This window comes from Salmonella sp. NW722, assembly GCF_051702785.1.
GTDB classification, from domain to species: Bacteria; Pseudomonadota; Gammaproteobacteria; order Enterobacterales; family Enterobacteriaceae; genus Salmonella; species Salmonella enterica.
The window spans coordinates 17,691-31,288 of sequence record NZ_JAMMIN010000007.1 but is presented as its reverse complement, the minus strand read 5'-3'; the positions used below and the strand labels follow the sequence as shown (position 1 = coordinate 31,288).

Annotated in this window: 19 protein-coding genes; 14 read left to right on the top strand and 5 right to left on the bottom strand. The window is 48.0% G+C overall.

Going from position 1 to position 13,598, the window contains the following annotated elements:
- Positions 1–199 precede the first annotated feature (199 nt).
- The 13 genes from NA330_RS17550 (at position 200) to NA330_RS17490 (ending at position 5,166) form a co-directional block, all read left to right on the top strand.
- Positions 200–334 carry a hypothetical protein gene (locus tag NA330_RS17550; RefSeq protein WP_000983400.1) on the top strand — a complete coding sequence of 45 codons (135 nt, stop codon included), beginning with the start codon at positions 200–202 and terminating at the stop codon, positions 332–334.
- Entirely contained in the window at positions 319–471 is a 153-nt protein-coding gene (kil, locus tag NA330_RS17545; RefSeq protein ID WP_001191777.1) for a host cell division inhibitory peptide Kil, read from the top strand. The genes NA330_RS17550 and kil overlap by 16 nt, the downstream gene beginning before the upstream one ends.
- An 84-nt stretch (positions 472–555) precedes the next feature.
- Positions 556–864, top strand: coding sequence for a hypothetical protein (locus NA330_RS17540; RefSeq protein WP_000604102.1), 309 nt, complete (start codon positions 556–558; stop codon positions 862–864).
- The gene (locus NA330_RS17535; protein WP_006786550.1) at positions 861–1,763 is read left to right on the top strand and encodes a RecT family recombinase; all 903 of its coding nucleotides are present in this window, start codon (positions 861–863) and stop codon (positions 1,761–1,763) included. Before NA330_RS17540 ends, NA330_RS17535 begins: the two co-directional genes overlap by 4 nt.
- Positions 1,747–2,229, top strand: a complete 483-nt coding sequence (locus tag NA330_RS17530; protein ID WP_080164356.1) for a siphovirus Gp157 family protein — start codon at positions 1,747–1,749, stop codon at positions 2,227–2,229. The genes NA330_RS17535 and NA330_RS17530 overlap by 17 nt, the downstream gene beginning before the upstream one ends.
- Positions 2,230–2,240: 11 nt before the next feature.
- Positions 2,241–2,555, top strand: coding sequence for a hypothetical protein (locus NA330_RS17525; RefSeq protein WP_000753555.1), 315 nt, complete (start codon positions 2,241–2,243; stop codon positions 2,553–2,555).
- A gap of 16 nt (positions 2,556–2,571) precedes the next feature.
- The gene (locus NA330_RS17520) at positions 2,572–2,736 is read left to right on the top strand and encodes a DUF2737 family protein (protein ID WP_001214452.1); all 165 of its coding nucleotides are present in this window, start codon (positions 2,572–2,574) and stop codon (positions 2,734–2,736) included.
- Entirely contained in the window at positions 2,733–3,125 is a 393-nt protein-coding gene (locus NA330_RS17515; protein ID WP_023241536.1) for a hypothetical protein, read from the top strand. The genes NA330_RS17520 and NA330_RS17515 overlap by 4 nt, the downstream gene beginning before the upstream one ends.
- The gene (locus NA330_RS17510; protein ID WP_023241537.1) at positions 3,122–3,535 is read left to right on the top strand and encodes a hypothetical protein; all 414 of its coding nucleotides are present in this window, start codon (positions 3,122–3,124) and stop codon (positions 3,533–3,535) included. The genes NA330_RS17515 and NA330_RS17510 overlap by 4 nt, the downstream gene beginning before the upstream one ends.
- A complete protein-coding gene (locus NA330_RS17505; RefSeq protein ID WP_023241538.1) occupies positions 3,532–4,167 on the top strand; it encodes a DUF551 domain-containing protein in 636 nt (211 codons plus the stop codon). Before NA330_RS17510 ends, NA330_RS17505 begins: the two co-directional genes overlap by 4 nt.
- Positions 4,160–4,444, top strand: a complete 285-nt coding sequence (locus NA330_RS17500; protein ID WP_016049828.1) for an ASCH domain-containing protein — start codon at positions 4,160–4,162, stop codon at positions 4,442–4,444. Before NA330_RS17505 ends, NA330_RS17500 begins: the two co-directional genes overlap by 8 nt.
- A 71-nt stretch (positions 4,445–4,515) precedes the next feature.
- Positions 4,516–4,866 (top strand): hypothetical protein, encoded by a 351-nt coding sequence (locus NA330_RS17495; RefSeq protein ID WP_016049827.1) that lies wholly within the window; start codon positions 4,516–4,518, stop codon positions 4,864–4,866.
- A gap of 96 nt (positions 4,867–4,962) precedes the next feature.
- On the top strand, positions 4,963–5,166 hold the full coding sequence (locus NA330_RS17490) for a helix-turn-helix transcriptional regulator (protein WP_001749406.1): 204 nt from the start codon (positions 4,963–4,965) through the stop codon (positions 5,164–5,166).
- A gap of 261 nt (positions 5,167–5,427) precedes the next feature.
- On the opposite strand, the gene pgtE is transcribed toward NA330_RS17490, so the two are convergent.
- From pgtE to pgtC, 4 genes are all read right to left on the bottom strand, one after another.
- The gene (pgtE, locus tag NA330_RS17485) at positions 5,428–6,366 is read right to left on the bottom strand and encodes an omptin family outer membrane protease PgtE (RefSeq protein ID WP_000716007.1); all 939 of its coding nucleotides are present in this window, start codon (positions 6,364–6,366) and stop codon (positions 5,428–5,430) included.
- A gap of 267 nt (positions 6,367–6,633) precedes the next feature.
- Positions 6,634–7,881, bottom strand: a complete 1,248-nt coding sequence (gene pgtA / locus NA330_RS17480) for a two-component system response regulator PgtA (protein ID WP_000930843.1) — start codon at positions 7,879–7,881, stop codon at positions 6,634–6,636.
- Positions 7,871–9,877 (bottom strand): two-component system sensor histidine kinase PgtB, encoded by a 2,007-nt coding sequence (gene pgtB, locus NA330_RS17475; RefSeq protein ID WP_000678493.1) that lies wholly within the window; start codon positions 9,875–9,877, stop codon positions 7,871–7,873. Before pgtB ends, pgtA begins: the two co-directional genes overlap by 11 nt.
- Positions 9,874–11,067 (bottom strand): phosphoglycerate transport regulator PgtC, encoded by a 1,194-nt coding sequence (pgtC, locus tag NA330_RS17470; RefSeq protein ID WP_000467985.1) that lies wholly within the window; start codon positions 11,065–11,067, stop codon positions 9,874–9,876. Before pgtC ends, pgtB begins: the two co-directional genes overlap by 4 nt.
- Before the next feature lie 435 nt (positions 11,068–11,502).
- Between pgtC and pgtP the strand changes: the two genes are divergently transcribed.
- Positions 11,503–12,894: a phosphoglycerate transporter PgtP gene (pgtP, locus tag NA330_RS17465; protein ID WP_000955747.1), complete on the top strand. Its 1,392-nt coding sequence runs from the start codon at positions 11,503–11,505 to the stop codon at positions 12,892–12,894.
- Between the two features lie 275 nt (positions 12,895–13,169).
- Here pgtP and NA330_RS17460 read toward each other — a convergent pair whose 3' ends face one another.
- The gene (locus NA330_RS17460) at positions 13,170–13,412 is read right to left on the bottom strand and encodes a YfdY family protein (protein WP_000639889.1); all 243 of its coding nucleotides are present in this window, start codon (positions 13,410–13,412) and stop codon (positions 13,170–13,172) included.
- Positions 13,413–13,598 lie beyond the last annotated feature (186 nt).

Here is a 13,598-nt window from a genome sequence, read left to right as displayed (position 1 = left end):
TATTCATTCCAGTGAGTGAATACACGGAGCAATATCGCTCGTAACCAAACGAGGACGACGACTCGTTCTGGTTAATCGAAAAATCATCCCTTGATGTTATTTGCCGCTCGCAGTCAGGGCGGCTTTTTTATCGCATATCCACAGCGCTTCATATCGAGGCGTTTTCGCTATGCCAATAAATAAACATAAGGAACTTCCCATGATGCAACTCAGCTTTGCGGGAAGCGGCGTCATGTCCGCTTTTTACCCCGCTGAATCCGAATTATCAAAACGTATTCGTCGCCTTATTCGCTCTGTCCGTAAGCAACTGGAGGCGTTATGCAAAGCCAAATAACAATCAATCACCAGAAGTTAATTGCAGCACAAAGCAAGGCTGTTATCGCTCGTTTTCTTGGTGACGGACACATGTGGAAACAAGCTACCGAGGAAATGAAATCAGCAATCAACTTTCCATGGTACCGCAAGAAATGAGCATCGCTGACGCATGGACAGATGATGCTTTTATCCGATTAATGCAGGACATGCTCAATCAGCAGAAAGAACAGGAGAACGATGATGATTCTGACTCTGAATGATAAGCGTGAAATATCGCAAATCATCGCAAGTTTTACCGATGATGATTATGAACGAATTAACAGTGAAGTTGATCGCCTTTGCAAACGTTGCGACCCAATAAGCGAAATGCTTCGCTCATATAAACCAGATGAGCACACTAAGGACGCTATCGACTGGCTGGAAGATGATGATTGTAACTACCAGGAAAAAGCCGCTGAATGGTTCTGGGATGCAATAACCGATAGAGTTAAGGCTGAATATGCCTTCGCAATATTCAAACGCAGACACATTTATGGAGAAGCAGCATGAGCAATATCGTTGAATTCGTTAAACAGCAGGAGCACTTATTCTGCGGGGCATTGACTGAACAGACGGTGACATGGGCTAAGGAAAGCCAGTTTGCAATTCAGTATTTCCAGAAAAACGATTACCTGGCTAAAACGGCACTGGCAAATCCAACCAGCGCACAGAACGCCATCATCAATGTTGCCGCCATAGGAATCACATTAAACCCGGCGAGCAAACTTGCTTACCTTGTGCCACGTGATGGCATGGTTTGCCTTGATATCAGTTACATGGGATTACTTCACCTTGCACAGTCGACAGGCTCAATTAAGTGGGGTCAATGCAAACTGGTGTACTCAAACGACACCTATGAATCAAACGGCCTTGATTCAGCACCAACCCACAAATACAACGCATTTGGTGAGCGAGGCTCTATTGTTGGTGGTTATTGCACGGTTAAAACAGCAGATGGTGACTACCTGACTGAAGAAATGAGTCTGGCAGAAATTAAAGCTGTGGAAGCAACGAGCAAGGCAAAGAATGGACCGTGGAAGACATTCTGGGAAGAGATGGCGCGCAAAACAATAGTTAAACGCGCCAGCAAATACTGGCCTAAAGCCCAGCGACTGGATAATGCCATTCACCTGCTTAACGAAGATGAAGGCATGCATCAGGAACCAGTTATGCCGCATAAATCAGAGGAAGATATCCGCGAAGATGAACGGAAACGCCAGCAGGAAATAATGGATAAGGCACAACTACTTTGCGATGAAATTGCTCAGGCTGAAAACATGGATGATTTGAAGCGATATTTTGCAGAAGCGTATCGCCTGACATCTGGAATGAAATTGCAGCAGAACGTACAAGCAATTTACGCAGAATGCAAAGCGAAACTGGAGGTTGCCAGTGAGCAAACTGTATGAAATAGCTAATGAATACGCAAAATTGATGGATTCAGATTTAGAACCAGAGATGATTGCTGACACAATAGAAGGCATGGAAGGAGAATTTACCGATAAAATAGAGCAACTTCTTGCCATTATTAAAAATGAGTCTGGCTATGCTGAGCGCCTCAAGGAAGAGGCAAAGTCACTAAATGAGCGAGCCGCAGTAATTCAAAATAAGATTGACAGCATTATGGCGTATATAGCGTCATCGCTTGAAATGGTTGGCAAGAAAAAGATGCGAGCAGGTATTCACCAGGTAACAATCCGCAAACCGTCAGAAACTGTAGAAATCATCGACTCAAGCGCCCTTCCTCCTGAATACGTTGAGTTTGAAACAACAATTAAAGCCGACAAGTTGGCAATCAAACACCAACTAAAAGCAGGAATAAATATCCCCGGCGCTCAACTCAAAGTTGGGAAACCTTCACTTCTTATCAAATAACGGTATCGCCTATGAAAAAGACTCCATGGGAGAAATGGGAAGTCGATTTCTTGCGCGAAGTAGCGGCGACAATGCCAGTTGAAGTTATCGCTGAAAAACTGGAAAGGACTGAAAAAGCAGTAATGGCGAAAGCAACAAGGATTGGCGCTGACATTGTTAGCCGACTTCGTGGAAGACGCTGGACAAGAGCCGAAGTATCACTTTTCGGTAAGTTCTCCGCAGAAGAAATAGCAATTGCAACCTGCCGCTCAATTTATTCAGTAAGGGCTATGCGATACAAGCTAAAAAAACTCGATGAAGAAAGAGCAGGCATACGAATAAATTAACAAAGAGGAATTTACCATGAGAGGACTTGCATACAATCCCGGAATTCTTCCGGCAGAAATGATTATTCGCCAACGCGTAAAGCCAATGCCATCGAGAGAGGAATTGCTTAAGAGAAATTCTTTTCCATCAGTGAATCAAAACAAATATCTGAATGCGATGTTGCGGAGTGGGAAGAAATGAAACAAATGTCACTAATTGAGATGGATGGTTTTCTGAAAGGTAAATGCATCCCACGAGATTTAAAGGTTAACGAAACAAACGCTGAATATCTGGTGCGTAAATTTGCTGAAGCGGAGGCCAAGTGCGCGGCGCTGGCTGCGGAGAATGCGGCACTGAAGAAGTTCTGCAAAGACGCTGCATTCGATGCCGATTACGAAGCAGAGCTAGGTATGGAGCGTGGTGGATTCAGTGATGCACTTAACGATATCGAAACCACAGCCACCGACGCTTTCTTGGCTGAAGTACGGGCGCAGGGCGTGGAGATGTTTGCTGACCATCTGTTGTGCCCAAACCTTGATGACACTATCCGTGACTTTGCTGCCCAGCTTCGCAAAGGAGTGCAGTCATGAAAAGAGAGCCGAAAAAAACTGTGAAGATTAAGCGTTTCCGCTACTCACTTGATTGGTTCACCGTTGATGACGTTGAGTGCGAAGTCGGCAATGGATTCAGCTACGAAATGCAGTTTCGTCTCGGGGCATGGTATCTGATGGGGAAATATTACGATTACCACGGCAAACATATTGCGTATTTCATGCGACAAGCATTGGCCTGGCTGGAAGGGCATTCATGCAGTGATGACAGTCAGGACAAATCCGATAATTCACCATTGCCGCGCTACCAGGTTATCGAATTAACAATGCTGGTTAAACAATTGGTCAGCCAACTGAAAAAAGCAAAACCTGATTGCAAATTACCAGAAAGGGCGATGGATTATCTTTTGCGGAACGGACTGGTAAGTGTGGAGGGTGTTTTACGATGACCATTTCTACCAAAAAGCCTCTTTATGCTGAGGTTAACAATGTTCCTGATGATTATGAGTTCACTAACGAGGAACTAAACAGAATTATTGCAGGTGATATGTTCACTCCTCGTCAGGACGCAATAATGGCACGGGAGATACAGAAACTCCGCGCTGCCATGCTTAATGGTGACGAGCCTGTAAGCCAAACTTACAAGTTGCCTCCCCTGTCATCCAACGAAGTAAACGACGCGGCATGGAAATTACACAACATGCTGACTGAACACGGCCCGCTAAATGGGCGTCAGTTCAACAATCTGAAAGGTTGCTTCTATGAGGCATTTAAGGTCGCAATGCGCAACTATCCGGTTACTCCGGATGGTTGGATAAGATGTAGTGAGCGAATGCCTGTAATTGGCGAGCTAAATTGGAGAACTAGTTTTCCTTTACTGGTTACGTGTGAGATCGGCGTTATACCTGCTTATTACGGCTTTGTGAGAGTTAATGGGAATAAGCATTATGGTTTTATGGAGAGTCTTAAATATGGAGATGATAGCGGCAACCATCCTCAAACTAATGAATATGACCTGATTAGCAATGTCACACACTGGATGCCGCTGCCGGAACCGCCGCAGGAGGTTAACCGTGGCTAACCTGCGACTTGCCGTTAAAGGTGAATACTTCGATGCCATGATTCGCGGAGAGAAAACGGAAGAGTATCGCCTGTATAATGACTACTGGAATAAGCGAATTATGTTCCGCGAGTATGACCGACTGATTATCACAAAGGGATATCCGAAGCGCGACGATTCCAGCCGCAGAATTGATATTCCGTATGGCGGATATGAAATCAAGACAATCACACATCCGCACTTCGGTGATAAGCCGGTAAAGGTGTTCGCGATAAAGGTAAATATCGGCACTGAATAACAATCCTCGCACTCGCGGGGATTTCTTTTATCTGAACTCGCTACGGCGGGTTTTGTTTTATGGAGTGAATGATGTCTGATTTAGCAATGAAGGTATTGAAGTGGCAAACGAAAGGCCACGTTGGCATAAGTAGCGCAACTATGGCTTCTATTGCTCTTGGGCTGGAAAAGAGCTTCTACCACGGACGGTTTGACGCACCAAGCGATCCTGCCGATTTGCGAAGATGCATGATGCTCGTAGATGAAATACCTGAAATTAAAGATAGCTTTCCGCTCATAGCGAAAAAGGTAAAGCGGTTTTCTCCGATTTTACGTGAGTGGGATTCACTTATTGCTCTGCTTAAGCTTGAGCTTAAGAGGCCAGATAAGCGAGCACCAAAAACATATAAATGGATAAAAGAGCTTCTTTCTGACCAGGAGTAACCATGGAATCACACAGTCTCACACTCGATGAGGCCTGTGCATTTCTCAAGATATCCCTTCCCTCCAAGTTCGATTCCCAAACCGGAGATAAAACCTATGCGCGAATTACGCGATGACTCGCTTGTTGACTTGAAGTTCATGATGGAGGATTCTGGAATGGGCAAGACCTTCATTTACTCAGAAATTAAGAAAGGCCGGTTGCCTGTCCCTCACAAAATCGGTAGCGCATCCAGATGGGTTTATGCCGACTACCAAAACTGGAAACGCAGCCACTTCTCCCCTCTCCAAAATGCATCATGAATTGCCTTTGTGGGCATAATTGCGGGCATAAAACTCTTCACTTCTGTAATTTCTTATAAATACCCTGCACTTACCATATTCATTAGGTGCCTGCAGGGGACACCATTGATACCCAGGACATTCTCTTCTTGCTGTATAGCCTTTCGAGCGGTTCCCCTTTCATGTTGCTTTTATTGCCCCTATGCAATATCACCGGACATGCCATACGTTCAGCAAAAAGTCGTCATCGGCCGGTTATGACCGATGACATCCCGATGTGGTCTAGAAGCGATACTGCAACCCCGCGGTAACCGTATAGTTATTATTAGCTATACCTGCGGCATCGCCACCAAAATACGCCGTATCACCGCTGGTTTTATCTATGATTTGCGTACCGCCCTTACCTTCTTCATATTTACTGTAAGCGAACTCAGCAAAGATTTTTGCATTACTGGTAATATAATATCCGGCGTCAATAGAAGCGCCATAATATCGTGAATTTTCCGTTTTTTCACGGAAGGTAAGTTTGCGCATGTAGTGTTCGTCATTATCATGCGCATTTACCCAGTCGCTGTATTTAAACAGTACATTACACTCAAAGTCATTAATACGATAATCACCCGCCAGCCCGATATAGGGCATTTCGAAACGCTGGCTATAACCTATGCCGCGCACGCCATGAGGAAAATTACCAATATATCGACCATTATCATAAATATAAGACCCGCCTCTTGCCGTCCAGCTAAAACGGGTTTCCTGATAGCCCGCTGTTACGCCCGCCTTGTAGTTATCGCCCTGCAATAACCAACCTTTCACGTTCAAATCGTATTCATTAGCATAGTTGACGCTGGTGTCCGGATGAATTGAACGATCGGTCCAGCCTGGCTGCTCACTGCTCATCCAGTCATGGTCAACCATATGACCCGATCCCGACGCCAAAGACGTCCAGCCGCGGGCGTCCAGCGTCATGAACGAATAGGGTTCCCATGATAAATCCCCCTGCAACGTGGCGACATTTTTTATTTTCCAGTCCAGTTGACTCAGCTTCCGCCCGGTGTCGGTATCATAAACCAGCTCCCTGGATTTACCATTTAACACACCCACGGAAAGGGATGTCGTGACGCTATCAGGAGAGACGTCCGGAATAAATAAGGCAGACTCCGCATAAACCGACTCAGAAAATACGGCGATCATCATTACTGCAATAGCATGTTTTTTCATTTCTCTTGTCCTCATATTCAGATGTAATCTGGAGAGGTGATGAAGTTTTCATCTTGTCAAATCGTCGGACAAGAGTACATTTATTACGCCAGAGAACTTGACGCATTTTTACCTTATATTGAAGTTAAGAAATAGAATTTGATGCTCAGGTGAATAATAAGCAATCTATAATCATGATGGAATGATTTACCATTACGGTGATGCGACGTTATCTGGCTAACGACATCGTTGCTGATGTTGTCAGCCAGATTGAAAGTAACTGTAATATCAGAATTTATAATGCTCTTTACTTAGACCATATTTTTTCATGCGCAGATAAAGTTTTTTACGGGGAATTTGCAGGTACTCCGCCACTTCATTAATTCGTCCCTGATGAATATTTAATGCTTCGGTAATAATTTGTCGCTCATACTCTTCAACGCGCCGGTCAAGCGGGGTCGGCTCCTGCAGAAGCAACTGCGGGTTGACCGTTTCCGCCAGCGGCAGCACGCCAACAGCAAAAAGCTCTGCCGCATTAGCCAATTCGCGCACATTGCTTGGCCAGGCGCGTCGCATTATTCCTTTCAGTAATTCCCCCGCTATTTCCGGCACTGGATGATTGAGCCGCAGGCAGGCTTTTCGAAGATAATGGCGAAATAACGGTTCGATATCATCCGGTCGCTGAGAAAGAGACTGGCAGGCGATTTGGGTCATGGCGAAACAGTAGTAAAGCTCGGCCGCAATCTGGTTAGCTGCCGCCTGCTCCACCAGCGAAGCGCTGCCAACGCCCACCAAACGAAAAGGCCGATGCTCCAGGCTTTGTAAACGCGCCAGATGGTGCTGCTGTTCGCGTGTCAGATATTCGGGATGACTCAACACCAGCGTGCCTCCTTGCGCCTGGTCGATGAATGTCTCCAACTGCCCGGCATTCTCCGGCGTCAGTTCATAGCGTACAAACGGCCCTTTCGCGTTACGCCCCAGTTGATGGAGATAACGGGCGCCAGTCATACGTCCAGTGCCATGCTCACCGTAAAACCATACGGCAATGTCCGTTTCCGCCAGTTGTTGTAACCGTTGTCGAAACTGATTCATCCACTCGCTGCGCCCAATCAGTTCAACCTGTAACGTCTGCTGGCAATATTGCCGCCGTGCAATGACCGACCGGCGCTGGCGTAGCGCGTCTTCAATTAATATCAACAGCTTGCCCGGATCGACGGGTTTTTGCAGAAAATCCCAGGCGCCCTTTTTCACCGCATCAACCGCCATCGGTACATCGCCATGTCCGGTAATCAATAAGATTGGCAGTTGATCGTCATCCTGATGAAACAGCGTCATAAGATCGATACCGGAACACCCCGGCATACACACATCGCTCAAAACGATCCCCTCCCAATCCGCTTTTACCCACTCTTTGGCCTCGAAAGGATGGGTAAAGCCACGCACGCGGTAGCCTGCCTGCTCAAGCATTTGGGTATAGGCGTCAAGTACATCAACGTCATCATCAATCAGCAAAATAGAACATTCATCATTCAACATCATCGACATCCGTTACCGAGAATTGCAGCACCACGCAAGCGTTACGCGTCAGCGTCGACGCCAGACGCAGGTCGCCCTTCATTTGCGCCATCAGCGACACGCTAATCGACAGCCCAATACCCAACCCGACAGCTTTACTAGTGGTAAACGGCTTGAGTAAAGAGGGCAACAGCGCCACAGGCCAGCCAGGGCCATTATCTGCAATATAAACCTCCAGCGCCTCTCCCTGCGTCTGCCACGTCACCGCGATCGCCGCATCATGCGAACAGGCGTCAAGCGCATTCGCCAGCACATTCACCAGAACCTGCTGAATACGCACTTCATCGCCGCTAACCCATACGGTGTCGGTTGGCAGTGAAAGCGCTCCCTGCCGGGATTGGTGGCGCATGGCTAATAACTCCCATGCCGCCACAAAGGTTTGGCGCAGATCAACGGGATACAATGGCGTTTCCAGCTCCGCCCGACGGGTAAACTGCCGCAGCGAACGGATAATGGCGTCAATCCGGTTAATGAGCCCTTCCGCTTTGGTGAGCGTATTTCTCGCCTGTCCGCTCTGACCTTGTTCAATCGCGCGTCCCGCCGTAAATAAATACATTGAAAGCGCATTCAGCGGCTGGTTAATTTCATGCGCCAGCGTGGTCATGGTCTGGCCGACTACCGCCAGTTTCGCCGTCTGAATCAACTCATCCTGCATGGCGCGCAGGTCGGCTTCTATCTCTTTGCGCTCGGCGACCTCTTGTTCAAGCTGCCTGCGTTGCATATTGAGCTGGCCCAGCGTATGACGTAGCAAACGGGCTATCCGTCCTAGCTCATCGCGCCCGTAAACCGGGATAGTCGAGTCGGTTCTCCCCAGTCCTATCTGTACCACAGCCTGATTAAGCGCGGTAAAACGCTTTACCAGCCGGGAACGGATAAAATAGTGGTTGAGTCCCCAGGCCAGCAGCAACGCCAGGAGCGTCGCCACTAAAATAAGCCCGCCGCTAACGCGAACAATCTGTTCCAGGCGTTGATTGAACGTCTGCATTTGCTGGTGACTACTACCTAACTGCGCCTCAAGCAGCGTGCGAAAGCGCCCTAGCGTAGCCTCTCTGGCGCGGCTGGCGTCCAGTAAGGCTTTTTGCGCCGCAACATAATCGCGCATGGTATCGGGCATCTTATTTTTTACCATCCCGATTTCCAATAGTTCGTCGATGGTTTGCCGCAGCGTGATCGTACTGGGCCAGTCATCCAGCGCACGAATATTCTCATCCGCCGTTTTTTTTAGGTTTTCCAGATAGCGAATATGGGTCTCCACCAGCATCCCGTCATTATTGCCAGACTTGAGCTCATTCAATCTGTCGCGCAGGTCGTCAACAATCTGATTTTCAATTCGCGCCAGGGTATATACCTGCTGCTGCTCGTTCTGCACTTCGCGCGAACGTTGCAAGTACTGCGCCGCGTCGCCCTGATTCGCCTCAATTTGATCGAGTAGCGTCCCCTGCTGCCAGGTAAAATCCTGTACCAGCGAATTTAGCTCCGTGGTGAAATCATCATGGAGCCAGTCAATGCGAGCGGAAAGCTCGCTGACTTTCTCCCGCACCAAAAACATGTTGTAGAGGGCGTTGTCCAGCTCCGCCAGCAAGGTCCGGCTATCCTGTAAAATGACGGCCAGTTGCCGGCGCTCAGCAAGCTGAAGCCCCTGACTGAGACGCTCAATCTTATCCAGATGCTGAATAATCTGCGTACGTAACTGCAAACGTACCGTCGTGTTCGGCGCCAGCAAAAATTCATTGAGTTGATCCACGGCCAGATTCAGGTTCCCCTCAATTAAAAAAGCGGAGTGGATGCGAGGAAAATATTCATCAAGCGAATAGCGAACCTGTGAACTTTGCTCATGCCAGGAATAAAGGCTGACCATACTGACAATCAGCGTCAGTAATGCGCCCGTTAAAAATGCACCCCGTAAACTGTTGCTGATACTGAGCTGACGAAGCCGTTGCAATAATCTCCCCTTCATTTCAGCTCTTCCAGTTTGTGAATCGCCAGCCGCTGATTGTTCAGAAACCAGATCTGCCACTCCATCATTTTTTGTTCGGCAAAGCTTTTATTATCAAACTGCGCCAGCCAGGTTTCATCTTCGCTGCTTGCCGCATCCACCGGGACGCTGGTCAATAAGGCTCTGATTTCAGGTAAGGGGCGTTTAAGCCGCGTTTCTGCGCTGTGCAACGCTCGCCATGCATCTTTAAGCTGCGCGAGACGAAAACTGATCGCGGTATCAAACATGCGTTGTACCAGTTGCTGACGCTTCAGGATCAGACGATAGTTCAACGGCGGCTGGGCCATCAAACGCTGTTGTTGCGCGGCGCGAGGATTATCGGCGCTAAGCGGTGCGACGGGATACTTACCGGTATTCGCGTCAGCCAGTATCCTTTGCCCTTTCGGACTTAATAAGTAATGAATAAAAGCACGCGCTTCGTCTGCATGACGGCTGTTTTTCAACACCGCGACGTAAGTGGGCGACACCGCAGAATACGGAAAATAGGTAAAAGTAAGATTAGGATCGTTAAGTAGCAAATTAGCATAGTTATCAATGACCGGCCCGGCAACGCCAAGCCCGCTTTTGATTTTATCCGCTACGCCGAAACTGCGAGAGGAAATCGTGACCAGATTACCCGAGATTGCCAGCAGCGTCGCCCACCCTGCCGTCCAGCCTTTTTGCTGCAACAGCGACTCCACCATCAAATGATTGGTGTCTGAGCGTGACGGACTGCTCATTAATAGAGCGCCCTGGTAACTGGGCAGGCCCATATCCTGCCAGTCGGCAGGCGGCGGAAGATGGCGCGCAGCGAGCGCTGAACGATTGATCAATAGCCCAAATCCGGATACCGCTACCGCCACTGAAGTTGAGCGGATAGAACGCGGCACCAGCTTCTGGCTGGCGGCAGGCGCGCTATCCAATAGCGCCAGCTTTTGGTGCTCCTGAAGGTGTTGCAACAGCATGGGGGATGACGTCAGGATCAGATCGACATTTTCCGCATTCGCCGTATCAAGTAATTGCTCTAAAGAACCGCTGGTACGGTTGAGCGTACGAATCATGACGGAACCCGGCTCCGTCTGCCAGCGCTGGATAATCCAGGCGGTCGCGCTGGGTGAAAAGGTCGTTGCCATCACCAGCTCGCGGCTGTACGCCTGGCAAGAACCGAACATCGCCGCCAGCCATAGCGTAAAAGCGCCCACTCTGGCGAAACAACCACAGTATGAGAAAAGTCGATTTGTGATCCCGTTCATAAATATCGATATCACATAAAGAAAATATTGAGACAAAACTTACCCTTTTATTTCTGTTGGCATCCAGAACAGCGTTATTTGAATAATAACGGGTCCGTCGCTCGAAAACATCAATAAAGCGTATCAGATCACTGGCAGCAAATTTGTTAATATCCGCACATGCTAACGATAAAACGGCCATGTCAATAATTAAAGTTTCACCACACCCTTCAGAATGGGTCAAAAACAACCTTTAAATTCACCCAATTGAGTCAATTTTGACACATTTCTTCGACTTGAATTTTATTGTCACTCCTTTCACTCTACCGACAAAACCTCCTGATGTTCATCTCACTATAAAATACAGGTGACTCCATGTTAACAATATTAAAAACAGGGCAATCGGCGCATAAAGTCCCACCGGAAAAAGTCCAGGCTACGTATGGTCGATATCGTATACAGGCACTGTTAAGCGTATTTCTGGGATATCTCGCTTACTATATAGTCAGAAACAACTTCACATTATCGACGCCTTATTTAAAAGAGCAATTGGATCTCAGCGCTACGCAAATCGGCCTGCTGAGTAGCTGTATGCTTATTGCTTACGGAATCAGTAAAGGCGTAATGAGCAGTCTGGCGGATAAAGCCAGCCCAAAAGTCTTCATGGCGTGCGGTCTGGTACTCTGCGCGATTGTTAACGTTGGGCTGGGATTCAGTAGCGCATTCTGGATATTTGCCGCTCTGGTGGTCTTCAATGGCCTTTTTCAGGGCATGGGCGTCGGCCCCTCGTTTATTACCATTGCAAACTGGTTCCCTCGCCGGGAACGCGGACGCGTAGGCGCCTTCTGGAATATCTCGCATAACGTTGGCGGCGGGATCGTCGCGCCTATCGTCGGTGCGGCTTTTGCGATATTGGGCAGCGAACACTGGCAAAGCGCCAGTTATATCGTTCCGGCCTGCGTCGCCGTCATTTTTGCCTTAATTGTTCTGGTCTTGGGAAAAGGTTCGCCGCGCGAAGAAGGTCTTCCCTCACTGGAACAGATGATGCCGGAAGAAAAAGTCGTACTGAAAACGAAGAATACGGCAAAAGCGCCGGAAAATATGAGCGCATGGCAAATCTTCTGTACTTATGTGCTGCGCAATAAAAATGCCTGGTATATTTCGCTGGTGGATGTCTTCGTCTATATGGTGCGGTTTGGCATGATTAGCTGGTTGCCTATCTATCTGTTGACAGTAAAACACTTTTCAAAAGAACAGATGAGCGTCGCGTTTCTCTTTTTCGAGTGGGCGGCGATTCCTTCCACGCTACTGGCAGGCTGGCTGTCAGATAAACTGTTTAAGGGCCGCAGAATGCCGTTAGCCATGATTTGCATGGCGCTGATTTTTGTCTGTCTGATCGGATACTGGAAAAGTGAATCTTTGCTGATGGTAACGATTTTCGCCGCCATTGTAGGTTGTCTGATTTACGTCCCGCAATTCCTCGCGTCCGTACAGACAATGGAGATAGTCCCCAGCTTTGCCGTAGGTTCCGCCGTCGGATTACGTGGGTTCATGAGCTATATTTTCGGCGCCTCGTTGGGCACCAGCCTGTTTGGCGTCATGGTGGATAAACTGGGCTGGTACGGCGGATTTTATCTTCTGATGGGCGGCATCGTGTGCTGCATTCTATTCTGTTACCTCTCCCATCGCGGCGCGCTGGAACTGGAACGCCAGCGCCAGAATGCGTTACATAATCAGGACTCACTGCAGCTTGCGGACGCACAATAAACGATTAGCCTTCCCGGGGAACAGAAGCGCCGACATTGTCGGCGCTATCTATTCGCTGACATCGTGTATACCCAAAATAATTCGAGTTGCTTAAAGGCGGCAAGGGAGTGAGTCCCCGGGAGCATAGATAACGATGTGACTGGGGTGAACGACAAATCTGCCGGGAGCAGATTTGAACGTCGCGTGCGACGGCCCGTCAGGGCGAGGCCCATGAATGGGCCGAGTAATCCGTAGCCAACACATGAGCCACTTGAAGTATGAAGGGTATGTACTGACTAACGCTTACCGTATCCCACCATAAAGCGAATAATTAACCCACATGCCGGTGCGAGAAAAAGCAATAATCCGCTAACGATGTCATCGCCATCCTGCAGCCATACATTGAGTAAATAAATCAGCGCGGCAAGGATAACCATTCCCGTAAAAGAAGAAACCGCAGAAAAAGCCCCCATCACCTGACCGATATAGCCACTCACGGCAAGTATACTTATTGCAAGAAATGTCCATAAATAGATCATCTATAATACCTCCTGTCTATGGCAAGGCTTCCATATAGCCTTACGGTCCCTCTTACTTCTCCTTTAAGATAAACCTTATCAGCCCGTCATTTCCATAACATTTATCTCACATTTTATTTTTTTAATCATTTTTCAATGACCTTCGTCTGAAATAAAATTATCACTGTAAAAACAATGCATTAAAAA